24 protein-coding genes, 1 tRNA gene and 1 pseudogene are annotated in these 23,147 nt (G+C 61.2%); 13 read left to right on the top strand and 13 right to left on the bottom strand.

What is annotated here, in order from left to right; genetic code table 11:
• Positions 1-39 precede the first annotated feature (39 nt).
• Both J3A98_RS14625 and J3A98_RS14630 read right to left on the bottom strand, forming a co-directional pair.
• The gene (locus J3A98_RS14625) at positions 40-876 is read right to left on the bottom strand and encodes a PhzF family phenazine biosynthesis protein (protein WP_209967022.1); all 837 of its coding nucleotides are present in this window, start codon (positions 874-876) and stop codon (positions 40-42) included.
• Positions 877-1,052: 176 nt separating this feature from the next.
• Positions 1,053-1,900, bottom strand: a pseudogene (locus tag J3A98_RS14630) (DNA polymerase V subunit UmuC); the annotation flags it as partial.
• Positions 1,901-1,912: 12 nt separating this feature from the next.
• On the opposite strand from J3A98_RS14630, the gene J3A98_RS14635 reads away from it, so the two are divergent.
• Positions 1,913-2,311 (top strand): hypothetical protein, encoded by a 399-nt coding sequence (locus tag J3A98_RS14635; RefSeq protein ID WP_209967024.1) that lies wholly within the window; start codon positions 1,913-1,915, stop codon positions 2,309-2,311.
• A gap of 110 nt (positions 2,312-2,421) precedes the next feature.
• Here J3A98_RS14635 and J3A98_RS14640 read toward each other — a convergent pair.
• Positions 2,422-2,509: transfer RNA gene (locus tag J3A98_RS14640), tRNA-Ser, on the bottom strand.
• Positions 2,510-2,642: 133 nt separating this feature from the next.
• Between J3A98_RS14640 and J3A98_RS14645 the strand changes: the two genes are divergently transcribed.
• A complete protein-coding gene (locus J3A98_RS14645) occupies positions 2,643-3,314 on the top strand; it encodes a Bax inhibitor-1/YccA family protein (RefSeq protein ID WP_176682290.1) in 672 nt (223 codons plus the stop codon).
• Between the two features lie 193 nt (positions 3,315-3,507).
• On the opposite strand, the gene J3A98_RS14650 is transcribed toward J3A98_RS14645, so the two are convergent.
• Complete coding sequence (locus J3A98_RS14650) at positions 3,508-3,660, bottom strand: hypothetical protein (RefSeq protein WP_176682289.1); 153 nt, start codon at positions 3,658-3,660, stop codon at positions 3,508-3,510.
• Between J3A98_RS14650 and J3A98_RS14655 the strand changes: the two genes are divergently transcribed.
• From J3A98_RS14655 to J3A98_RS14685, 7 genes are all read left to right on the top strand, one after another.
• On the top strand, positions 3,651-5,030 hold the full coding sequence (locus J3A98_RS14655; protein ID WP_003251186.1) for a uracil-xanthine permease family protein: 1,380 nt from the start codon (positions 3,651-3,653) through the stop codon (positions 5,028-5,030). The two genes, J3A98_RS14650 and J3A98_RS14655, sit on opposite strands and share 10 nt — an antisense overlap.
• A gap of 95 nt (positions 5,031-5,125) precedes the next feature.
• On the top strand, positions 5,126-5,518 hold the full coding sequence (gene tusD / locus J3A98_RS14660; RefSeq protein WP_209967026.1) for a sulfurtransferase complex subunit TusD: 393 nt from the start codon (positions 5,126-5,128) through the stop codon (positions 5,516-5,518).
• 1 nt (position 5,519) lies between these two features.
• The gene (tusC, locus tag J3A98_RS14665) at positions 5,520-5,879 is read left to right on the top strand and encodes a sulfurtransferase complex subunit TusC (protein WP_176682287.1); all 360 of its coding nucleotides are present in this window, start codon (positions 5,520-5,522) and stop codon (positions 5,877-5,879) included.
• Positions 5,879-6,175 (top strand): sulfurtransferase complex subunit TusB, encoded by a 297-nt coding sequence (tusB, locus tag J3A98_RS14670; protein ID WP_209967028.1) that lies wholly within the window; start codon positions 5,879-5,881, stop codon positions 6,173-6,175. Before tusC ends, tusB begins: the two co-directional genes overlap by 1 nt.
• Positions 6,172-6,507, top strand: coding sequence for a TusE/DsrC/DsvC family sulfur relay protein (locus J3A98_RS14675; protein WP_010954804.1), 336 nt, complete (start codon positions 6,172-6,174; stop codon positions 6,505-6,507). Before tusB ends, J3A98_RS14675 begins: the two co-directional genes overlap by 4 nt.
• Positions 6,504-7,505 (top strand): glycosyl transferase family protein, encoded by a 1,002-nt coding sequence (locus J3A98_RS14680; protein WP_209967031.1) that lies wholly within the window; start codon positions 6,504-6,506, stop codon positions 7,503-7,505. The genes J3A98_RS14675 and J3A98_RS14680 overlap by 4 nt, the downstream gene beginning before the upstream one ends.
• 94 nt (positions 7,506-7,599) lie before the next feature.
• On the top strand, positions 7,600-8,559 hold the full coding sequence (locus J3A98_RS14685) for a glutathione S-transferase family protein (RefSeq protein WP_209967033.1): 960 nt from the start codon (positions 7,600-7,602) through the stop codon (positions 8,557-8,559).
• A 119-nt stretch (positions 8,560-8,678) separates the two neighbouring features.
• Here the strand turns inward: J3A98_RS14685 and cysG are convergent, their stop codons facing one another.
• The 6 genes from cysG to J3A98_RS14715 form a co-directional block, all read right to left on the bottom strand.
• Complete coding sequence (cysG, locus tag J3A98_RS14690; protein ID WP_209967035.1) at positions 8,679-10,070, bottom strand: siroheme synthase CysG; 1,392 nt, start codon at positions 10,068-10,070, stop codon at positions 8,679-8,681.
• Positions 10,071-11,351, bottom strand: a complete 1,281-nt coding sequence (gene serS, locus J3A98_RS14695; RefSeq protein ID WP_101196159.1) for a serine--tRNA ligase — start codon at positions 11,349-11,351, stop codon at positions 10,071-10,073. It abuts the gene before it with no gap.
• Positions 11,352-11,381: 30 nt separating this feature from the next.
• A complete protein-coding gene (crcB, locus tag J3A98_RS14700; RefSeq protein ID WP_176682282.1) occupies positions 11,382-11,756 on the bottom strand; it encodes a fluoride efflux transporter CrcB in 375 nt (124 codons plus the stop codon).
• Positions 11,753-13,078 carry a replication-associated recombination protein A gene (locus tag J3A98_RS14705; RefSeq protein ID WP_209967037.1) on the bottom strand — a complete coding sequence of 442 codons (1,326 nt, stop codon included), beginning with the start codon at positions 13,076-13,078 and terminating at the stop codon, positions 11,753-11,755. Before J3A98_RS14705 ends, crcB begins: the two co-directional genes overlap by 4 nt.
• Before the next feature lie 12 nt (positions 13,079-13,090).
• The gene (lolA, locus tag J3A98_RS14710) at positions 13,091-13,714 is read right to left on the bottom strand and encodes an outer membrane lipoprotein chaperone LolA (RefSeq protein WP_021782156.1); all 624 of its coding nucleotides are present in this window, start codon (positions 13,712-13,714) and stop codon (positions 13,091-13,093) included.
• A gap of 62 nt (positions 13,715-13,776) precedes the next feature.
• The gene (locus J3A98_RS14715) at positions 13,777-16,269 is read right to left on the bottom strand and encodes a DNA translocase FtsK (protein WP_176682279.1); all 2,493 of its coding nucleotides are present in this window, start codon (positions 16,267-16,269) and stop codon (positions 13,777-13,779) included.
• A gap of 395 nt (positions 16,270-16,664) precedes the next feature.
• On the opposite strand from J3A98_RS14715, the gene aat reads away from it, so the two are divergent.
• The 3 genes from aat (at position 16,665) to infA (ending at position 18,429) form a co-directional block, all read left to right on the top strand.
• Entirely contained in the window at positions 16,665-17,345 is a 681-nt protein-coding gene (gene aat / locus J3A98_RS14720; protein ID WP_209967039.1) for a leucyl/phenylalanyl-tRNA--protein transferase, read from the top strand.
• Positions 17,346-17,401: 56 nt separating this feature from the next.
• Positions 17,402-18,109 (top strand): arginyltransferase, encoded by a 708-nt coding sequence (locus J3A98_RS14725; protein WP_176682277.1) that lies wholly within the window; start codon positions 17,402-17,404, stop codon positions 18,107-18,109.
• A gap of 101 nt (positions 18,110-18,210) precedes the next feature.
• On the top strand, positions 18,211-18,429 hold the full coding sequence (gene infA, locus J3A98_RS14730; protein WP_002553999.1) for a translation initiation factor IF-1: 219 nt from the start codon (positions 18,211-18,213) through the stop codon (positions 18,427-18,429).
• Between the two features lie 85 nt (positions 18,430-18,514).
• Here the strand turns inward: infA and clpA are convergent, their stop codons facing one another.
• Positions 18,515-20,785, bottom strand: coding sequence for an ATP-dependent Clp protease ATP-binding subunit ClpA (gene clpA / locus J3A98_RS14735; RefSeq protein ID WP_012051826.1), 2,271 nt, complete (start codon positions 20,783-20,785; stop codon positions 18,515-18,517).
• Positions 20,786-20,815: 30 nt separating this feature from the next.
• On the bottom strand, positions 20,816-21,178 hold the full coding sequence (gene clpS, locus J3A98_RS14740; RefSeq protein ID WP_003251220.1) for an ATP-dependent Clp protease adapter ClpS: 363 nt from the start codon (positions 21,176-21,178) through the stop codon (positions 20,816-20,818).
• A 230-nt stretch (positions 21,179-21,408) separates the two neighbouring features.
• On the opposite strand from clpS, the gene cspD reads away from it, so the two are divergent.
• Positions 21,409-21,675, top strand: a complete 267-nt coding sequence (gene cspD / locus J3A98_RS14745) for a cold shock domain-containing protein CspD (protein ID WP_176682276.1) — start codon at positions 21,409-21,411, stop codon at positions 21,673-21,675.
• A gap of 71 nt (positions 21,676-21,746) precedes the next feature.
• Here the strand turns inward: cspD and icd are convergent, their stop codons facing one another.
• Entirely contained in the window at positions 21,747-23,003 is a 1,257-nt protein-coding gene (gene icd / locus J3A98_RS14750) for an NADP-dependent isocitrate dehydrogenase (protein WP_209967041.1), read from the bottom strand.
• Positions 23,004-23,147: the final 144 nt, after the last annotated feature.

The following is a 23,147-nucleotide window of genomic DNA, read 5'->3' on the forward strand; positions in this document are numbered from 1 at the left end:
GGCAAGGCAAAGGGGAATGGACACATGACGCTGTAGTAGTTAGAACGTTACCCGTCCCGACATACCCGGTTGAACTTCACCTCCGACCCAGATATCACTTCCGAGCTTCTCAATTTTTATCCGGCCTCGACGACCTAATACAGTGCCTTGGCTCGCAGTGTAGTGGTCAGGCATGACCCCAGTAGAAATCAGCCATTGCGCCAGGCTCGCATTGAGACTTCCGGTCACAGGGTCTTCATTCAACTCTTCACCCATAAAGGCGCGCACTTCGACATCTGCGTCCGCATGAGAACCTTGCCAAGGCGCGACCACTCCTACATTGAGTCCATTGAGTTTCGTGTAGTCCGGACGAATCGCCAAAACGTCATCACGCGACGCCAACAGTACGGCAACCCAGCCAGGGCCGTTATCGACCCACTGACTGGCAAGGATGCGTTCAGGGGTTAGACCTAACCCGCTCTCAATCTGCCGCAGCGTAGCGTCCTCTAACGCCCCGCTCCGTAATAGGGGGGGCGCCGCAAACGCCAGACAAGCACCATTGCGCCGAATACGGATCAGGCCAGCCAAGCACTCCTGGATAATCTCTTTATCGGTATTGCCGGCACTTTGATTTAGCCATACATGACAGCTTCCCAGTGTTGGATGCCCGGCAAAGGGGAGCTCTCGTAGCGGGGTGAAAATTCGTACGCGGTAATGTGCTTCTGGAGAGCTTGGCTTCAGCAGAAAGGTTGTCTCGCTAAGCTGTGTCCAGGCCGCAAAGTCACGCATTTGTTGGCTGGTCAGGTCATCGGCACCAATTACGACAGCAACGGCGTTACCTTTGAAGGATTGTTCGGAGAAAACATCAACTTGCTCGAATAGTAACGAAATCGGCATGTAGCCTCCTTTGTCGATACTGCGGGGAAACGAGTAAGGATATGCCAGGCGGCACGCTTGCGAAATCGGGTTTTACAGGCTTTTGAGCGCCTTCTTCGAGTCGAAAGTCGCCATGCATGACTGACTGCTTCTGGCCGATTGCTGCTGCTCGCGACAGGCGCTTGGGTCGATACCACCGGCTGCTTGAGCGCGAACAAATCCTCTGTGAATTCGCCTGGCTGCCGCAGATCCATTAACAGCACCTCAGCCTTGCTGTATCGAAACCCATGCCTGAAGATCCGGCCAACCGCGTCGGTAGCCAACCTGGTCATCAGCAGCGTGCGCAGGTTGGGTACGGCAGCGCTACCAACGCCCCTTGGGCGTGATGGGCCTAGTCGGGGTTGAACATACCGGTGTGGATGCTGACGCGCATGCGCTTGCAAACCGATCCCCGGGCACGGAGCTTTTCTGCTGCGTGACCAACGTAGGTGGCCACTGCCTGCTTGATCGGTGCCAACTCGGTCAGGCGCATGCCGAACATCCGGATGCAGCAGATTTCCTGCTTCGGGGGCTCGGCCTCGTCCAGCTCCAGGCAAGGCGTTCAAGCCAGTTCGCGGGCAGTCTTCTCTATCACCACACTAAACTGCCGTCGCAGAGCCCTGGCATCAGCCTTGGCCAGATCCATCGCCGTGTGAATGCCCATCGCTTCAAGGTGGGCAGTCATCCGCCGGGCAACGCCCCACACCGCTTTCACTTCGGTGTTGCGCAGCACCCAATCCCGCTTGAACGGATCGGTGATATCGACCACGCCGCCGGTCTGGGCCTGCAGGCGCTTGGCCGTGTGATTGGCCAGCTTGGCCAAGTTTTTTGTCCCGGCGATCCCGCCCCCCACAGGTATGCCGGTGCACTGGAAGATCCTGGACCTCAGCTTTCGCCCGAATTGGGTCAGGTTTTCCTGAATACCGGACAGATAAGCGAAGCACTCGCCGATGCTGTAGATCTCGGTAGCAGGCACCATCGACTCGATCTGCGACATGACACGCTCAAGGCCCTCGGCGTGAAACAGAAGAAGCTCCAAAAGAAGCTGAGGATCATGCTTGAGGCGGATGGGGTTGAAAGCGGCCTTGGCGCCTTGATCCGAAAGATACTGGCGCGCAACGCGCAGTACGGATCGCCTTACCTGCTGCTGACCGAGAAGGCAAAACGTGTTACGGCAGCCATGCTACGCCATCGTTGGGACGACGCCCGGGAGGAAGCAGTGAAGGAAACCGTAGCCGCCGGAGACCAAGTGCTGGCTGGTCGTATCAGCCAATTCCAGTTCCGCGACATCCGACCAAGCGCTGCGTCCGAAATCGTCGATGTCGACCACGCCAGCGTACTTCTAGGCCACACCAAGGGCGACATAACCGAGCGGGTTTATCGCCGAGTCGGTGCCTTGGCAAAGCCTACCAGGTAAGGAAGTATCGGAAGCGCTTCCGAAATAAACCATCCCCAAGGGTGCTCCCATGGGTAGATTTTCTATGCCCCAGAAACGCAAAAAGCCCTGAATGATCAGGGCTTTGAATATGGCGGAAGCGTAGAGATTCGAACTCTAGGATAGTTGCCCATCGACGGTTTTCAAGACCGTTGCCTTAAACCACTCGGCCACGCTTCCAGCTCGTTTTGCGGCCGCCATAATACCTTAATGAAACACGCTGTCAAACTCTCTGTGTCGCGGGTTGCAGGAGCTCTGATAGACTCCTAGCATCTGAACGTCCGAAACCACAGGTTTACCAAGGAGTGTCGCCATGCGCGAACAGGATTACGCCGTCCACCACGGCCAGCAGGTCGAGCAGCAGGAGATCAGCAAGGTCCTGCGCAACACATACAGCCTGCTGGCGCTTACCCTCGCCTTCAGCGGCGTCATGGCTTTCGTTGCCCAGCAGATGCGCGTCGGCTACCCGAACGTGTTCGTGGTGCTGATCGGCTTCTACGGGCTGTTCTTCCTTACCAACAAGCTGCGTGATTCGGCCTGGGGCCTGGTGTCCACCTTCGCGCTCACCGGTTTCATGGGCTTCATCCTTGGCCCGATCCTCAACCGTTACCTCGGCATGGCCGGTGGTGCCGAGGTGGTCAGCTCCGCCTTTGCCATGACTGCGCTGGTATTTGGTGGTCTGTCGGCCTACGTGTTGATCACCCGCAAGGACATGAGCTTCCTGAGCGGCTTCATCACTGCTGGTTTCTTCGTCCTGCTGGGTGCTGTCGTTGCCAGCTTCTTCTTCCAGATCAGCGGCCTGCAACTGGCAATCAGCGCTGGATTCGTGCTGTTCTCGTCGGTCTGCATCCTGTTCCAGACCAGCGCGATCATTCATGGTGGCGAGCGCAACTACATCATGGCGACCATCAGCCTGTATGTGTCGATCTACAACCTGTTTGTCAGCCTGCTGCAGTTGTTCGGCCTCATGGGTCGTGATGACTGATAGATTGCCGTGCCGCAAGAAGCCCGCTTCGGCGGGCTTTTTTGTAGGCGCTGGAAATGGGTTGGGCTGCGGGACGTTCATCGGAACAGGTTCAGCCCCTGATAGATCGAGCGCCGCCCACGCGGCGCATCGCGAGCAAGCCCGCTCCACATCAGTTTCAAGCGAGATATGCCTGTAACTGCACCTGCCCCCCTCAGCCAATCGCAATAACTGACCAAAAAGTCAGATAAGCAGGCAAATGGTCGTCGATCATGCCGACATCCTGCTTTTCTCTACCGCTATCCATCATCACCCCGTAGAATGCGCTCCTTTTTTCTTCCGGGGCAGCTTTCAGCAATGAGCTCACACGAACACAGCCCAGGCGCAGCGGCGCCTGCCAATGAACTGGTGCTTGGTCTGGAGGACAAGCCACGGCTGTTGATCGGCCTGCTGGCAGCCCTGCAGCACTTGCTGGCAATCATCGTGCCGATCGTCACCCCTGGCCTGCTGATCTGCCAGGCGTTGGGTGTATCTGCACGTGATACCAATTTGATCGTTTCAATGTCGCTGGTGATCTCGGGTATCGCCACCTTCGTCCAGTGCAAGCGCTTCGGCCCATTTGGCGCGGGGCTGCTGATCGTTCAGGGCACCAGCTTCAACTTCGTCGGCCCGCTGATTGCCGGTGGTGCGCTGATGGTCAAGCAAGGCACGCCGGTAGAGGGCGTAATGGCAGCCATTTTTGGCGTAGTAATCGCAGGCTCGTTCGTCGAGATGGGCGTGTCGCGCATCCTGCCCTTCGTCAAACGCCTGATCACCCCGCTAGTGACTGGCATCGTGGTGTTGATGATCGGCCTGACGCTGATCAAGGTCGGCCTGATCAGCATGGGCGGTGGTTTTGGGGCCATGGCCAATGGCACCTTTGCCAATGGCGAAAACCTGCTGATGTCCGGCGTGGTACTGGCGATCATCGTCGTTCTCAACCGTATCCCGGTGGTGTGGATGCGCAGCTGCGCCATCGTCATCGCCCTCGCGGTCGGCTATGCGCTGGCCGGATTCCTGGGCCGTCTGGACTTTACCGGCATGCACGAGGCCGCGCTGTTCCAGGTGCCGACACCACTGCACTTTGGCTTGGGCTTCTCGTGGGCGCTGTTCATTCCGATGCTGGTGATTTACCTGGTCACTTCGCTGGAAGCCATCGGTGACGTTACCGCCACCAGCAAGGTGTCGCGCCAGCCGGTCGAAGGGCCGGTGTGGATGCAGCGGATCAAGGGGGGCGTGCTGGTCAACGGCGCCAACTCACTGCTGGCCGGTCTGTTCAACACCTTCCCTAGCTCGATCTTTGCCCAGAACAACGGGGTGATTCAGCTGACCGGTATCGCCAGCCGCCATATCGGTATGTGGATTGCCGTGATGCTGGTGTTGCTGGGGCTGTTCCCGAGTGTTGCCGGGGTGATTCAGGCTGTGCCGGAGCCAGTGCTGGGCGGCGCGGCGATGGTCATGTTTGGCGCGGTTGCGGCGTCGGGGATCAATATTCTGGCCAGCACTCGGCTGGACCGTCGTGCCCTGCTGATCATCGCCGTGTCGTTGGCACTGGGCCTGGGTGTGGCACAGGTGCCGGAATTCCTGGCGCACATGCCAGCGGCGATTCGCAATGTGCTGGAGTCGGGTGTGGCTACCGGGGGGATTTGTGCGCTGGTGCTGAACTGGTTCTTGCCGGAGGGCAAGGAGCAGGCTTGAACCTTGAGACTGAATGAGTAGCCCGCGCCCGCTTGCACAAGCGAGCGCGGGCTTTTTTGCTTTATCATGGCACCATTCCTTTGCATGAGTTAGCCATGAAATTCGCTATCGCGGTGTTCTCCCCGGCCCACGTGCCCTCTTCGCGGCGCGCCCTGCGTTTCGCCGAGGCAGTGCTGGCCGGCGGGCATGAGATTGCCCGGCTGTTCTTCTATCAGGACGGGGTGCACAGTGCCTCGGCCAACGTGGTCGCTCCCCAGGACGAACTGGACGTGGCTGGCCAGTGGCGCACATTCATACAGACCCATCAGCTGGACGCCGTGGTGTGTATCGCCGCCGCCCTGCGCCGTGGCGTGCTCGACGAAGCCGAGGCCAACCGCTACCAGCGCCCGGCCGTGAACCTGCCCAAGCCCTGGGAACTGTCGGGGCTGGGCCAACTGCACGAGGCCGCGCAACTGGCCGATCGCCTTGTCTGCTTCGGAGGCGACTGATATGGCCAAGTCCTTGTTGATTATCAGCCGTCAGGCACCGTGGAATGGCCCCTCTGCACGCGAGGCGCTGGACATCGCCCTGGCCGGCGGCGCGTTCGACCTGCCGTTGGGCATGCTGTTCCTCGACGATGGTGTGTTCCAGCTCGCGCCGGACCAGCAACCCGCCGCCGTGCAACAGAAGAACCTGGCTGCCAACCTGCAGGCGCTGCCGATGTTCGGTGTCGAAGAGCTGTTCGCCTGCAACCACAGCCTGGCCCGTCGTGGCCTGGCAGCCCATACCCTGGCGCTGCCGGTGCAAGTGCTCGATGACGCAGCGCTGGCCGCGCTGATAGCCCGTTTCGACCAGGTGATAACGCTCTGATGAAGACCCTGCATGTAATTGCCCATTCCCCGTTTGGTGACGAGCGCCTGGCCAGTTGCCTGCGCCTGCTCGGTGCCGAAGATGCCCTGCTGCTGTGCGGCGATGCCGTGTATGCCCTGCGCAGCGGCAGCGAGCCGCACGGCCATCTGCAAGCCGCCGGCCTGGCCCAGCGCCTGTTCGCCCTAAACGAGGATGTACAGGCCCGCGCGGTCGGCAACGACCTGGCAAAGGCCGTGGACTACGCCGGGTTCGTCGAACTGTCGCTGAAATACGACAAGGTCAACAGCTGGCTATGAATACGCTCACCGTTGGCGATCAGGTGATCGCCCTGGACAAGGATGGCTTCCTGGTCGACCTGCAAGATTGGTCCCACGACGCCGCCGAGGCGCTGGCCAAGCGCGAAGGTATCCCGTTGACGGCAGACCACTGGGAAATCCTCGAACTGCTCCGTCAGTTCTACCAGGAATACCAGCTGTCTCCGGCCACGCGCCCGCTGATCAAGTACACGGCCCTCAAGCTGGGCCCTGAAAAGGGCAACAGCCCGCACCTGAACCGCCTGTTCAACGGCACCCCCGCCAAACTTGCCGCCAAGCTGGCGGGCCTGCCCAAGCCGACCAACTGCATATGACCGAACCTCGTCCGCTCACTCTGGAAACCCCCGCCGAACACCCGTTCGCCGAATTCGTGCGCATTCTCGGCAAAGGCAAGCGCGGCGCGCGTGGCCTGACCCGCGAAGAGGCCCGCGCAGCCATGACCCTGCTGCTGGAAGGCAAGGTCGAAGACACCCAGCTCGGTGCCTTCCTCATGCTGCTGCGGCACAAGGAAGAAAGCGCCGAAGAACTGGCCGGTTTCACCGAGGCCCTACGCGCCCACCTGCAGGCGCCGCGCATCGTCGTTGACCTGGACTGGCCCACTTACGCCGGCAAGAAGCGTCACCTGCCCTGGTACCTGCTGGCCGCCAAATGCCTGGCCAACAACGGCGTGCGCATCCTGATGCACGGCGGTGGCGCACACACTGCCGGGCGTATGTACACAGAGCAACTGCTCGGCCTGCTGCAGATTCCGCTGTGCCGCGACTGGGCCGCGGTCGGCAACGCGCTGGACCAGCATCGACTGGCATTCTTCCCGCTGCACGACTGGGCGCCGCAACTGCAACGCATGATCGACCTGCGCAATACCCTGGGCCTGCGCTCGCCCATCCACTCGCTGGCTCGAGTGCTTAACCCGCTGGGCGCTCGCTGTGGATTGCAGAGCATCTTTCACCCCGGTTACCAGGCAGTGCACCGCGAGGCCAGCCGCTTGCTGGGCGACCATGCCGTGGTGATCAAGGGTGATGGCGGCGAAATCGAGGTCAATCCCGATGTCATCAGCCATCTCTACGGCACCACGGCGGGTGAGGCGTGGGATGAAGAGTGGCCAGCGCTGAGCGAACGCCGCCATGTCAAGCCGCCCAGCCTGCAGGCAGAACACTTGCTGGCGTTCTGGCGCGGCGAAGTGGAAGACAGTTATGGCGAGAAGGCTCTGATCGCGACCATGGCCCTGGCCCTGCGTGGCCTGGGACAACACCGCGAGCAGGCGTTCGGTACAGCGCAAGACTACTGGAATGCTCGAAACAAATCGATTTAGCCGATAATAGAACCCCGATCTTTGCGCTATTTCTTCGAACGTTTTTCCCTAGACTGGGCTCCAACGACAAACAACTTTGTTTCAGGAGCTCACCATGGGCCTATTGATCGACGGTCGCTGGCACGACCAGTGGTATGAAAACGGCAAGGACGGCACGTTCAAGCGAGAGAACGCCCAGCGCCGCAATCAGCTGCCCGCCCCCGAGGCAGGCCGCTACCACCTGTACGTGTCGCTGGCCTGCCCATGGGCCCACCGCACCCTGATCGTTCGTGCGCTGAAAGGCCTGGAGCCATTGATCGACGTGTCGGTGGTCAGTTGGCTGATGCAGGACCATGGCTGGACCTTCGACCAACAGCAAGGCTCCAGCGGGGACCACCTCGACGCCCTGCAGTACCTGCACCAACGCTATACGCAGGATGACCCGCACTATACGGGGCGCGTGACGGTACCAGTGCTGTGGGACAAGAAAGAGAAGCGCATTGTCAACAATGAGTCTGCAGAAATCATCCGCATATTCAACAGCGCGTTCAACGAGCTGACTGGCAATACCCTGGACCTTTACCCCGCATCGCTGCGCCCGACTATCGAAGCACTGAACGAGCGTATCTACCCAGCGGTGAACAACGGTGTGTACCGCGCAGGCTTTGCCACCACGCAAGACGCTTACGAGGCTGCCTTTGACGATGTGTTCAACGAGCTGGATTACCTGGAAGCCTTGCTAGGTCGCAATCGCTACCTGGCGGGTGAGTACCTGACCGAGGCTGATGTACGCCTGTTCACTACATTGGTGCGCTTCGATGCGGTGTACCACGGGCACTTCAAGTGCAACCTGCGCCGCCTGAGCGACTACCATAACCTGTCGAGCTGGCTGCGTGAGCTGTACCAGTGGCCTGGGGTGGCGGGTACGGTGAACATGGAGCATATCCAGAAGCACTATTACATGAGCCACAAGACCATCAACCCGAACGGGATTGTGCCTAAAGGGCCTTTGCAGGACTTTGGTTTGCCGCATGATCGAGAGCGGTTGGTGGGCAAAGGGATTTGGCAGGCTTGAGAAAGCCGGGGCTGCTTTGCAGCCCTTCGCGACACAAGGCTCCACAAGGACCGTGCAATGCCTGGGACATGTGGGAGCGGACTCGTGTTGCAATGGGCCGCAAAGCGGCCCCAACGATTTCAGCTGTTCTGTGAACCTTCGAACCAGGCCAGCTTGTCACGCAACTGCACCACCTCCCCCACAATCACCAGGGTCGGCGCATGCACCTCATGCTGGGCCACCAGGTCTGGCAGGTCCGCCAAGGTACCGGTGAACACTCGCTGATTACGCGTGGTCCCCTGCTGCACCAACGCCGCCGGGGTGCTCGCGGCACGCCCATGGCGAATCAGCTCGGCACAGATGGTCGGCAAGCCCACCAACCCCATGTAGAACACCAAGGTCTGCGCCGGCGCCACCAGGTCATTCCACGGCAGGTTGCTGGTGCCATCCTTGAGGTGCCCGGTGACGAAGCGTACCGATTGGGCGTAATCACGGTGAGTCAGCGGAATGCCGCCATACGCGGAGCAGCCGCTGGCCGCAGTAATACCCGGCACCACCTGGAACGGAATGCCATGCTCGGCCAGCTCTTCGATCTCTTCGCCGCCCCGACCGAAGATGAACGGGTCGCCACCCTTCAGGCGCAGCACCCGCTTGCCCTGCCGGGCCAGGTCGACCAACAGGCGGTTGATCTGGTCCTGCGGCACAGAATGGTCAGCGCGGCGCTTGCCTACATAGATGCGCTCGGCATCACGACGACACATATCGATGATGGCGGGCGCAACCAGGCGGTCGTACAGCACCACGTCGGCCTGCTGCATCAGGCGCAAGGCACGGAAGGTCAGCAAGTCCGGATCACCCGGGCCTGCACCAACCAAATACACCTCACCACCCTGCTGCACCGGTGCGCCGTCTACCATCGCCTGCAACAGACGTTCGGCTTCAGCACCCTGCCCGGCCAGCTGACGCTCGGCGATCGGCCCCTGGAATACGGTCTCCCAGAAGCCTCGACGCTGGTTGACGTCCGGGTACAGGGATTTGACCTTGTGCCGGAAGCGTGCCGCCAGCCCGGCCAACTCACCATAGGCCGAAGGGATCCACGCCTCGAGCTTGGCTCGAATCAGGCGCGCCAGTACCGGGGCGTCACCGCCGCTGGAAACAGCAATTACCAGCGGCGAACGATCCACGATCGCCGGGAAGATCACCGTACACAAGGCCGGCGCATCCACCACATTGACCGGCAGGCTAAGGGCCTGCGCATCGGCCGACACCTGAGCATTCAGCCCAGGGTCGTCAGTCGCCGCGATCACCAGCCGGCAACCGACCAGGTCAGCAGCCCGATAGCCACGCACCAGCACCTCACCGCCACCTTCCCGGGCCAACGCGGCCAACTGGCCGTCGACGTCCGGCGCCACCACGCGCAGCACGCCGCCGGCATCGGCCAGCAGGCGCGCCTTGCGCAAGGCGATCTCACCGCCACCGACGACCAGCACACGGCCGCCCTGTAGCTTGTGGAACAGCGGCAGGTAATCCATTTAGCGGATGACCTCGACGCCGCCCATGTACGGTTTCAGCACTTCCGGCACCAGGATCGAACCGTCGGCCTGCTGGTAGTTTTCCAGCACAGCAACCAGGGTACGGCCTACGGCCAGGCCGGAGCCGTTGAGCGTGTGTACCAGCTCTGGCTTGCCGGTTTCCGGGTTGCGCCAGCGAGCCTGCATGCGGCGCGCCTGGAAGTCACCACAGTTGGAGCACGAGCTGATTTCGCGGTACTTGTCCTGGCTTGGCACCCACACTTCCAGGTCGTAGGTTTTCACCGCACCAAAGCCCATGTCGCCAGTGCACAGGGCCAGCACGCGATATGGCAGCTCAAGCAACTGCAGCACACGCTCGGCGTTGGCAGTCAGGCCTTCCAGGGCTTCCATCGACTTGGCCGGCTCTACCACCTGCACCATCTCGACTTTGTCGAACTGGTGCTGGCGGATCATGCCGCGGGTGTCACGGCCGGACGCGCCGGCTTCGCTGCGGAAGCATGGGGTGTGGGCAACCAGTTTCAGCGGCAACTGCTTGGCGTCGAGGATTTCACCCGCCACCAGGTTGGTCAGCGACACTTCGGCGGTCGGGATCAGGTAGAAGTCTGCCTCACCTTCACGGGTGATCTTGAACAGGTCTTCCTCGAACTTCGGCAACTGGCCGGTACCCTGCAGCGCCGGGGCCTGCACCATGTACGGGGTGTAGTGTTCCTCGTAGCCATGTTCGCCGGTGTGCAGGTTGATCATGAACTGCGCCAGGGCGCGATGCAGACGGGCAACCGGACCACGCAGCACAGCAAAACGGGCGCCGGACAGCTTGGCAGCCGCTTCGAAGTCCAGGCCACCGCTGATTTCACCAAGGGCCACATGGTCCTTGATTTCGAAGTCGAACGCCTTCGGCGTGCCCCAACGGCGCACTTCGACGTTGTCGTCCTCGCTGGCACCGACCGGTACGCTGGCGTCCGGCAGGTTGGGAATGGTCAACAGGATGCCATCCAGCTCGGCCTGAATGGCGTCCAGCTCGGCCTTGCCGGCAGTCAGTTCGTTGGCCATGCGCTCGACGTCAGCCATCAGCGGGGCGATGTCTTCGCCCTTGGCCTTGGCCTGGCCGATGGACTTGGAACGGGCGTTACGCTCAGCCTGCAGTTGTTCGGTGCGGGTCTGCACCGCCTTGCGGCGCTCTTCCAGTGATTCGATGCGCGCGACATCCAGGCTGAAGCCACGGGAGGCCAGGCGGTCCGCCACTTCCTGAAGTTGGCCGCGTAACAGTTTGGAATCGAGCATATCGTTCTCTCGTTATGTGTAGGTGTTGGTTCAGAATCGGGTCAGGGACAAGCCAGCCCAGGTTGCGAGCAGCCCGCCCACCACGCTGATACTGGTATAGCCCAAGGCAAGGGGCACTTGCCCGCTTTCCATCAGGCGCACGGTATCGAGCGAGAAGGAGGAAAAGGTCGTCAGGCCACCGAGAAAGCCGACAATCAGGCTGGCGCGCAACTCAACCGGCGCCAGCGGCTTGTGCAAGAACAGGCCATAGAGCAAGCCGATCAGCAGGCAGCCAACCAGGTTGACCGCCAGCGTACCGACATAGAAGTGCCGTGGCCAGTGGGCCGCCACCCAGTTGGTGGTAGCAAAGCGCAACAAGGTACCGGCGATACCACCCGCGCTGACCGCGGCGATAAGTGCAATCATGATTTTCTCCGCTGGCGGGGGCTGTTGCGGTCGAGATCGGCCAGGTGGCGCAGCTTCTCGCCAATTTTCAGCTCCAGGCCACGGGGCACCGGCTGATAGTACTGGCGTGGCTCCATCTCGTCGGGGAAGTAATCCTCACCAGCAGCGTAGGCGTCGGGTTCATCGTGGGCATAGCGGTACTCGTCGCCATAGCCCAACTGCTTCATCAGTTTGGTCGGGGCATTGCGCAGGTGCAACGGCACCTCCAGCGAACCATGCTCGGCCGCTTCGCGCAGGGCAGTCTTGAAGCCCACGTACACCGCGTTGCTCTTGGGCGCACAGGCCAGGTAGGTGATGGCCTGGGCCACCGCCAACTCGCCCTCGGGACTGCCAAGGCGCTCCTGCACATCCCAGGCTGCCAGGCACAGGCTAAGCGCACGCGGGTCGGCGTTGCCGATGTCCTCGCTGGCCATGCGCACCACACGGCGAGCGATGTACAACGGATCGCAGCCGCCGTCGAGCATGCGTGCAAACCAGTACAGGGCGCCATCGGGGCTGGAGCCGCGCACCGACTTGTGCAGCGCGGATATCTGGTCGTAGAACGCCTCGCCGCCCTTGTCGAACCGGCGGCGACTGTCACCCAGCAGGCTCTGCAGCATCTCGACGTCGATCTCGCTGCCGTCTTCAGCCAGGTCCGAGGCGTTCTCGAGGAAGTTGAGCATGCGCCGGCCATCGCCGTCGGCGGCGGCCATCAGCATCTTGAAGGCGTCGTCGCCCACCCGCAGGTTACGCTTGCCCAGGCCACGCTCTTCTGTCAGCGCACGGTTGACCAGCTTGCGCAGGGCCGCTTCGTCCAGGCTCTTGAGCACATACACCCGCGCCCGCGACAGCAGCGCATTGTTCAGCTCGAACGACGGGTTCTCGGTGGTGGCGCCGATGAACAGCAGGGTGCCGTCTTCCACATAGGGCAAAAAGGCGTCCTGCTGCGACTTGTTGAAGCGGTGCACTTCGTCAACGAACAGGATGGTGCGACGGCCATACTGGCCAGCCTGCTGTTTGGCCACCTCCACCGCCTGGCGGATCTCTTTCACCCCGGCCAGCACTGCCGACACCGTTTCGAAGTGCGCATCACAGAACTGCGCCAGCAACCGCGCCAGCGTGGTCTTGCCGACCCCGGGCGGCCCCCAGAAGATCATCGAGTGCAGCGCGCCTTGTTCCAGGGCCTCGCGCAGCGGTTTGCCGCGCGCCAGCAGGTGCTCCTGGCCGACGTACTCATCCAGGCTGGACGGGCGCAGGCGGGCGGCCAGAGGCTGGGCGACGGGTTCGCTTCGAAACAGGTCCATGGCGAGCTCTGGTTACTCCTTGATCACGTCCGCGCCCTTGGGGATGTCGAACTTGAACTTGCTGTCCGGCACCGCCTGGTTGGCCTTGACGCCATTGAACAGGATGTTGGTGCGCTGGCCGACGCTGTCGATCAGTTGCATGTCATTGATCAGGCCTTTGCGGAACGACACGCGCAGCGAGTCGAACAGGGTGTCCTTGGTCTTTGGCTTGAGGGTGAAGTCCATCACTTCGCCCTGTTCCTTGGACGCGATGTCAAAGCTCTGGCTGATCTTCGACACGTCACCGGACAACAGCAGGGCTGGGGTCTGGTTCAGGCGCACGTCGAGCTTCTTGATGGTGGCCTGCTCCAGGTCCGGGTCCCACAGGGTGACGTTCTTGCCATCCGACACCACCACTTGCTCCTGCGGCGCATCGGTATGCCAGTAGAACAGGCCTGGGCGCTTGACCGTCATCTTGCCCGAGGTTTCCTGCAGGCTGACGCCATCGGCGCCCAGGGTCAGCTGGGAGAAGTTGGCCTCGATGGTCTGCGACTTTTCCAGCAACTGGGTCAGGCGTTGTACGTCTTGCTCACCGGCATAAGCAGTAACCGAGCCCAGGGTCAGGGCAGAAACCAACAGCATGCGAATCGCGCGCATGGGAATCCTCATTGAGCGTTGAAAAGGCCGGGCGCCACCGTTGGCGCCCGGCAGGGTGTTCATCAGTCGCGCGGGCCGCCCGGGGCTATCACTTCCCGCGAGCCGTTGCTGTTCATCGGGGTGACAACGCCGGCCATCTCCATCGACTCGATCATGCGCGCGGCACGGTTGTAGCCGATCTTCAGCTTGCGTTGCACGGCAGAAATGGAGGCACGACGGCTCTCGAGCACGAATTGCACCGCTTCATCATACAGAGCGTCGGTTTCGGCATCGTCACCGTCGCCACCACCGCCGCCGCCATCAAAGCCGCTACCGGCTTCTTCGACGCCGTTGAGGATATCGTCGTTGTAGTCCGGGGCGCCACGCAGCTTCCACGCCTCTACCGTGCGGTGCACTTCGTCGTCGGACACGAATGCGCCGTGTACACGGATCGGCAGGCTGGTGCCCGGCGGCATGTACAGCATGTCGCCATGGCCCAGCAACTGCTCGGCACCGCCCTGGTCGATGATGGTACGCGAGTCGATCTTGCTCGACACCTGGAACGCCATACGGGTCGGGATGTTGGCCTTGATCAGGCCGGTGATCACGTCCACCGACGGGCGCTGGGTGGCGAGGATCAGATGAATACCGGCCGCCCGTGCCTTCTGCGCGATACGGGCGATCAGTTCCTCGACCTTCTTGCCGACGATCATCATCATGTCGGCGAATTCGTCCACCACCACCACGATGGTCGGCAGGGTTTTCAACGCAGGCGGCTCATCGTCCATGCTCTCACGGCGATACAGCGGGTCATGGATGATTTCGCCAGCCTCCTGGGCGTCCTTGATCTTGCGATTGAAACCGGCCAGGTTACGCACGCCCATGGCCGCCATGAGTTTGTAGCGCCGCTCCATCTCGGCCACGCTCCAGCGCAGGGCATTGGCGGCGTCCTTCATGTCGGTGACCACCGGGCACAGCAGGTGCGGAATGCCTTCGTAGATCGACAATTCAAGCATTTTCGGGTCGATCATGATCAGCCGCGCGTCTTCCGGGCTGGACTTGAACAGGATCGACAAAATCATCGCGTTCACACCCACCGACTTACCGGAACCGGTCGTACCGGCCACCAACAGGTGGGGCATCTTGGCCAGGTCGGTGATCACCGGCTTGCCGCCGATATCATGGCCCAGCGCCAACGTGACGGGCGATTTCTGCTCGTCATACTGCGACGTGGCCAGCACTTCGGAGAAGCGCACCATCTGGCGGTTTTCGTTGGGTATCTCGATACCCACTGTGGTCTTGCCAGGGATGACCTCGACCACTCGCACACTGGTCACGGCCAGCGAACGCGCCAGGTCCTTGGCCAGGTTGGCGATGCGGCTGACCTTCACGCCTGCGGCCGGCTGGATTTCGTAACGGGTAATCACCGGGCCGGGGTGGATCGAATCCACCGCCACTTCCACACCGAACTCCTTGAGCTTGATTTCCAGCAACTGGCCGACGCCGGCCAGGGATTCTGGCGAATACTCGATCTTCTTCTGTTCAGCCGGGTCGAGAATGGAAATCGAAGGCAAGGTGCCCTCCACGGCGCTGTCGACGAACAGCGGCGCCTGCTTTTCCTTCATCGCCCGCTTGCTCGGCTCCGGCGCCCTGGCGGCTGACGGCGGCACAATGGTGGGCGCTGGGTGCTGCTGGCGGGGCACCACGGTTTCACGCGGCGCCAATGCCTCAGACGCCGTTTCACGCGGCGGTACAATCGGTTCGCGTGCAAGGGTCGGCTCAACCGGCTGGGCGGTTTTTTCTTCACGCTTGAGGATGCGCTCGCGCAGCGAAGGCTTGGCCGGCTCGCGCTTCTCGGCAGCCATCGGCGCGGCCTTGAACACCGGTTCGTCCTCGCGCAGTTGCGCCTCAAGGCGCTTGCGCTCGTTGCGCGCTTCCCACCAGCGGGTGGCAGCCCCTTGCACCAGCTCGCACAGGTCGAGGGTGATCTTGCCGGTCAGGTCCATCACCTTGAACCACGACAGGTCGGTGAAGACGGTCAGGCCGAACAGGAACAGGGCAATGAACATCAGCGTGCTGCCCTGCACGTTCAGCAGATTGCGCGCCAGGTCACCCAGGCTTTCGCCCAGCGCACCACCGGCGGAGAACGGCAGGCCGGCTGACGGGTGAAAGTGGATATGCGCCAACGCCGCCCCAGACAGCACCAGGAACACCAGGCCAATCAGCCGCCATGAGAACAGCCAGCCGCTCCAATCCCACGGCTGGTGGCGTTCGCGGAAAATCTGCCAGGTCTTGACCGCCAGCAGCAGCGGGAAAATATAGGCGAAGTAACCCAGCACCATGAACAGGATGTCGGCGAAGTAGGCACCGGCACGCCCGGCTGCATTCTGCACCTGGTCGACGTTGCTGGTGTGGCTGAAGCCCGGGTCCGAGGTGTCGTAGGTCAGCAGCGCCATCCACAGGTACAGGCACAGGGCGCCGACAGCGATCAACGCACCTTCCTTGAGGCGATAATGCAGCTGCTGCCGCCACAGTGGCACAGGCAATGGAGCTGGAGTTGCGGTGGATTTCTTCAAAACGCGTCTATTCCTGCGCGTGGTGCGCGTCCAATAGTGATCGGCCGCTGCGCGACCAACGAACCACTACTTTTAACATTACTGCCCGCCAGCCGCCATGGCGGCACGCCGTATGGGGGTTTGGCCGGAGGCGAATTCGTATAGCTGCAATTTGAGCACGCATTTTCTTTCGTGACAAAGGCTTATGCTGTGTTTTTGCACAGGTGTGACAGCAAATGTAGCCGATGGTGCCTGCGGTTTGATGAATGTGTAGGAAATTGCCTAAATTGCCGTGCCCCTCTGTAGGGGTAGCCTTGTGCAGGGGACCGCTCCGGCGTTGAGGCACCCAAAGAGATTGACCCCGCTTTTGACCCAAGCCATGCTGCCCTCTCCCCTCCCCCACCGCACGATAGACCATGCTCACCTGGCTGACCCGCGACTCGCTGACCTTCCCCCCCCTGGAAAAGGCGCTGCACGACCCCAACGGCCTACTGGCCGCCGGCGGTGACCTGAGCCCCGAGCGCCTGGTGCAGGCGTATCGCCACGGCTGCTTTCCGTGGTACCAGGACGGCCAGCCGATCCTGTGGTGGTCACCTGACCCGCGCACGGTGTTGCTGCCTGACCAGTTGCATGTCTCGCGCTCGCTGGCCAAGCTGATGCGCCAAGGCCGCTACCAGGTCAGTTTCGACACCGACTTCCCGGCCGTGATCGCCGCCTGCGCCGCGCCGCGCGATTACGCTGACGGCACCTGGATCACCGACACCATGCGCAACGCCTACTGCGAACTGCACCGCCGTGGCATCGCCCATTCGGTTGAAGTTCGCCAGGATGGCGAACTGGTTGGGGGCCTGTACGGCCTGGCCATGGGCCAGCTGTTCTTTGGCGAATCGATGTTCAGCCGCGCCGACAACGCCTCCAAGGTCGGTTTCGTAACCTTGGTCAACCACCTGCGAGACGCCGGTTTCGTGCTTATCGACTGCCAGATGCCCACCAACCACCTGCACAGCCTGGGCGCCCACGCCATCAGCCGTGCCGAGTTCGCCAGCTACCTGGCACACCACCTTGACCAGCCCAATAGCGCTTCATGGGTTGCCTAGGCGAGTTCCCGTAGCTGGCTTACACTTAACTCAAAGTCTCACCGAAGGGGTTGATCATGACAGAGTTGGCGCGGTTGAAGTTCTATGCCACTCAGCCCCACTCCTGCAGCTACCTGCCGGAGGAGCAGGCGACCACGCTGTTCCTCGACCCCAGCCAGCCGATGGACGTGCATGTCTACGCCGATTTATCGGAAATGGGCTTTCGCCGCAGTGGCGACCACCTGTACCGCCCGCACTGCCAGAACTGCAATGCCTGCGTGCCGGCGCGCATCCCGGCGGCGCGCTTCATCCCCAACCGCCAGCAGCGGCGCATTCTCAAGCGTAACGCCGACCTGACCGTAACCGCAGCACGCCCGGCGTTCAGGGAAGAGTATTTCGAGCTGTACCGGCGCTATATCGAAACGCGCCACGCCGACGGCGACATGTACCCGCCCAGCCGCGATCAGTTCTCCACCTTCCTGGTGCGCGACCTGCCGTTCTGCTGGTTCTACGAGTTTCGCCTGGAAGGCCGGTTGATGGCGGTGGCAGTGTGCGACCTGCTACCCAATGGCCTGTCGGCGGTGTACACCTTCTACGAGCCGGACGAGGAGCGCCGCAGCCTTGGCCGTTTCGCCATTCTCTGGCAGATCACCGAAGCGCTGCGCCAGGACCTGGAGGCGGTTTACCTGGGCTACTGGATCAAGAACTGCAAGAAGATGAACTACAAGACGCAGTACCGCCCCATCGAGTTGCTGATAAACCAGCGCTGGGTCACCCTCAACTGAAAGCATTGGCTTGACACGCAGTTTTCCGGCATAATCCACGCCACTTTTTTGCCCGGTGCGGATATGCGTCGGGCTAACACTGGATCCGAGGGCTCAACTGCATGTCGAAAGAAGACAGCTTCGAAATGGAAGGTACTGTCGTCGACACCCTGCCCAACACCATGTTCCGCGTGGAGTTGGAAAACGGGCACGTCGTAACCGCGCACATCTCCGGAAAGATGCGCAAGAACTACATCCGTATTCTCACTGGCGACAAGGTCCGCGTCGAGCTGACGCCGTACGACCTGAGCAAGGGCCGCATCACCTACCGTGCGCGCTAAGCTCAAGCCATGAAAAAGCCCGGCCAGGTGCCGGGCTTTTTTGTGCCTCAAGAAATTGCAGGGGCTGCAAGGCAGCCCCTGCACATCACGCGACCTCAGCCGTGGTTTCGAAGTCGAACACCAGTTCGCCATCGCGCAGGTCGACATGCACCACGCCACCATGCTCGGCCAGCTCGCCAAACAGGATCTCCTCGGCCAGCGGCCGCTTGATCTTGTCCTGGATCAGCCGCGCCATTGGCCGCGCCCCCATCTGCACGTCATAGCCCGACACCGCCAGCCAACCGCGCGCTTCATCGCTGACCTCCAGCAGCACACGCTTGTCTTCCAGCTGCGCCTGCAGTTCGATAAGGAACTTGTCGACGATGCTTTTGATCGTCTCCGTGCTCAGGCGGCCAAACTGGATGATGGTATCCAGACGGTTGCGGAACTCTGGCGTGAAGCTTTTGCGGATCACTTCCATGGCATCGGACGCGTGGTCCTGATGAGTGAAGCCGATCGACGCCCGCGCCGCGGTTTCTGCACCGGCGTTGGTGGTCATGATCAGGATCACGTTACGGAAGTCGGCCTTGCGCCCGTTGTTGTCGGTCAGGGTCCCGTGATCCATCACCTGCAGCAGCAGATTGAAGACTTCCGGGTGGGCCTTCTCGATTTCGTCGAGCAACAATACGCAGTGCGGCTGTTTGGTGATCGCCTCGGTCAACAAGCCACCCTGGTCAAAACCGACATAACCCGGCGGCGCACCAATCAAACGCGACACGGTGTGACGCTCCATGTACTCAGACATGTCGAAACGCACCAATTCCACGCCCAGCGCCTTGGCCAGTTGCCGCGCCGCTTCGGTCTTGCCGACGCCGGTAGGGCCGGCGAACAGGAACGAACCCACCGGCTTGTCTGGCGACTTGAGGCCGGCACGGGACAGCTTGATCGCGGTGGCCAGCGAGTCGATTGCCTGGTCCTGGCCAAACACGGTCAGTTTCAGGTCGCGCTCAAGGTTGCGCAGCAGCTCCTTGTCGGAACTGGTGACGTGCTTCGGCGGAATTCTCGCGATCTTGGCAACGATGTCTTCCACTTGCGGCACATCGATGCGCTTGACCCGATTGGCCTCCGGCTGCAGGCGCTGGTAAGCACCAGCCTCGTCGATCACATCAATGGCCTTGTCAGGCATGTGCCGGTCATTGATGTAGCGCGAGGCCAGTTCGGCGGCGGCGCGCAGGGCTTCGTCGCTGTACTCGATGTTGTGGTGGCTTTCGAAACGGCCTTTCAGGCCGCGCAGGATGCCCACGGTGTCTTCGACCGATGGCTCGCTGACATCCACCTTCTGGAAACGACGCGCCAAGGCACGATCCTTCTCGAAGATGCCGCGAAACTCCTGGAACGTTGTCGAACCGATGCAGCGGATTTCACCCGACGACAGCAACGGCTTGAGCAGATTGGAGGCATCCATCACCCCGCCCGACGCCGCGCCGGCACCGATAATGGTGTGAATCTCGTCGATGAACAGGATGGCCTGCGGACGCTTGCGCAGCTCACCGAGCAGCGCCTTGAAGCGCTTCTCGAAGTCACCACGGTACTTGGTTCCGGCCAGCAAGGCACCCAGATCGAGGGAGTACACCACGCTCTGTGCCAGCAGGTCAGGCACCTGACCATCGACGATGCGCTTGGCCAGGCCTTCGGCGATGGCCGTCTTGCCCACGCCTGCCTCACCCACCAACAGCGGGTTGTTCTTGCGCCGACGGGCCAGGATTTGCGCCACGCGCTCCACTTCCTGCTCGCGACCTACCAGCGGGTCGATACGGCCAGCACGGGCCAGTTCGTTCAGGTTGCTGGCGTAGGCGTCCAGCGGGTTGCTCGATGAGGAGGTTTCACCGCCCTCTTCGTCCTGCATGTCCTGGTCGCTTTCAGATTGCGCACCATGCCCTGGCACCTTGGAGATGCCATGGGCGATGTAGTTGACCACGTCGATACGGGCCACGCTCTGCTGCTTGAGCAGGAACACGGCCTGGCTTTCCTGTTCGCTGAAGATCGCCACCAGCACGTTGGCGCCGGTCACCTCGCGCTTGCCAGAGCTTTGCACGTGGAACACGGCACGCTGAAGCACGCGCTGGAAGCCCAGGGTCGGCTGGGTTTCACGGTCTTCGTCGTTCACAGGGATCAACGGCGTGGTGGAATCGATGAACTCTTGCAGGTCGTGCTTGAGCTTGTCGAGATTGGCGCCACAGGCGCGCAGAACGGTCGCGGCAGCCTCATTGTCAAGGAGTGCCAGCAGCAGATGTTCGACGGTCATGAACTCATGACGCTTCGAACGGGCCTCCTTGAAGGCAAGATTGAGGGTGACTTCGAGCTCGCGGTTTAACATAGCTTCACCTCATACCCAAGTGGTCGGCGATTAACCGTCCTTCTCGATTTCACAGAGTAGCGGATGCTGGCTTTCCCTGGCGTATTGGTTGACCTGCATAGCCTTTGTTTCGGCGATGTCACGGGTAAACAATCCGCACACTGCCCGCCCTTCGGTATGGACGGTCAGCATGATCTTGGTCGCCAGCTCGCGGTTCAGACTGAAGAACGTCTCGAGCACTTCGACGACGAAATCCATTGGCGTGTAGTCATCGTTGAACAAAACCACCTTGTACATCGGTGGCGCCTGCAGGATCGGCTTGGCTTCCTGGACTGCAAGACCTGAGCCGTCGTCCTCATTCGATTGCGGGCGATCCTGATTGAATGTTAGTCGAATCTCACTAGGTGCATGCATGGAAAGAATTTCATCATGAGCGTCAGGTTAAGGTTGCGGGTTGACTGCACAGGCCACCGCCAGCGCAGGCGCCGCGTGACCTTGACTATCGGCAAAACGGTGTTACAACCAATAAGAACCCACCGTGGGCGATAAAGATCCGCGCAGTCAACCAGATTTTTCGCAAGGTTCGTATGCGGATGAAGTGGATGATACTCCAGTGATGGAGTCCTTTGCAGAGGGACATAGGGATGGCAAGCGGTAAAGTCAAGTGGTTCAACAATGCCAAGGGCTATGGATTCATCAATGAGGAAGGTAAATCCGATGACCTGTTCGCCCATTATTCCGCCATCCGAATGGACGGTTACAAGACCCTGAAGGCAGGCCAGGCCGTGGTATTCGACATCGTCCAGGGCCCCAAAGGCTTGCACGCCGTCGAAATCAAGGATGCCGCGGCCGCAGCAGCAGAGGCTGCCAGATCCTTGGGCGAGCCGCAAAGCGAAACCGCAAAAGCCTGACTGCCTGCGCTGTGCCGGTATACGAAGCAACCGACCGCTTCTTTACAGGAGGCGGCCGGTTTTCTCTTGCTTTACATGTGCTTGATCATTTCGTCGCCAAAGCCTGAGCTGCTCACCAGCTTGGCGCCGTCCATCAGCCGCTCGAAATCGTAGGTCACGGTCTTGGCCGCAATAGCGCCATTGGTACCCTTGATGATCAGGTCGGCGGCTTCGGTCCAACCCATGTGGCGCAGCATCATCTCTGCCGAGAGGATCACCGAGCCCGGGTTGACCTTGTCCTGCCCGGCATACTTGGGCGCAGTGCCGTGAGTAGCCTCGAACATGGCCACGGTGTCGGACAGGTTGGCGCCCGGCGCAATGCCGATTCCGCCCACTTCCGCCGCCAGGGCATCGGACAGGTAGTCACCGTTGAGGTTGAGGGTGGCGATCACGTCGTACTCGGCCGGGCGTAGCAGGATCTGCTGCAGCATGGCGTCGGCAATGGCGTCCTTGACGATGACCTCGCGGCCGGTCTTGGGGTTCTTGAACTTCATCCACGGGCCGCCATCGAGCAGTTCAGCACCGAACTCATCACGCGCCACTTCGTAGCCCCAGTCCTTGAAGGCACCTTCGGTGAACTTCATGATGTTGCCCTTGTGCACCAGGGTCAGCGATTCGCGGTCGTTATCCACCACGTACTGCAGGGCCTTGCGCACCAGTCGCTTGGTACCCTCCTTCGACACCGGCTTGACGCCAATGCCGCAGTCCTGGTCGAAGCGGATCTTGGTGACACCCATTTCCTCCTTCAGGAACTTGATCACCTTGTTCGCCTCGGGCGATCCGGCCTTCCACTCGATGCCGGCATAGATGTCTTCGGAGTTCTCGCGGAAAATCACCATGTCGACGTCGCCAGGCTTTTTCACCGGGCTCGGTACACCCTGGAACCACAACACCGGCCGCAGGCACACATACAGGTCCAGTTGCTGGCGCAGGGCTACGTTGAGTGAGCGGATGCCGCCACCGACCGGGGTGGTCAGCGGGCCCTTGATCGATACCACGTAATCACGCACGGCATCGAGGGTTTCCTGTGGTAGCCAGGTATCCTGGTCATACACCTGGGTGGCTTTCTCGCCAGCGTACACCTCCATCCAGGCAATCTTGCGCTTGCCGCCGTAGGCCTTCTCCACGGCGGCATCGACCACCTTGATCATCACTGGCGAGACATCGACGCCGATCCCGTCGCCTTCGATGTAAGGAATGATCGGATGATCAGGCACATTAAGCGAATGATCTGCATTGACGGTGATCTTGCTGCCGTCGGTCGGAACCTTGATTTTCTGGTATCCCATGCTTGCACTACTCCGCTGTCGGGTGTGGTTTGGACATCGTGCGATCCACTGAGCCTAAACCACATCTGCCGACCTGCAAGGCATGCGACAACCCGCCGCATTGCCGCTTAGTCTTTGGTCTTATAAATGGGCCGATATCACTTG

It is taken from the genome of Pseudomonas sp. BP6 (genome assembly GCF_017875935.1).
GTDB classification, from domain to species: domain Bacteria; phylum Pseudomonadota; class Gammaproteobacteria; order Pseudomonadales; family Pseudomonadaceae; genus Aquipseudomonas; species Aquipseudomonas putida_Y.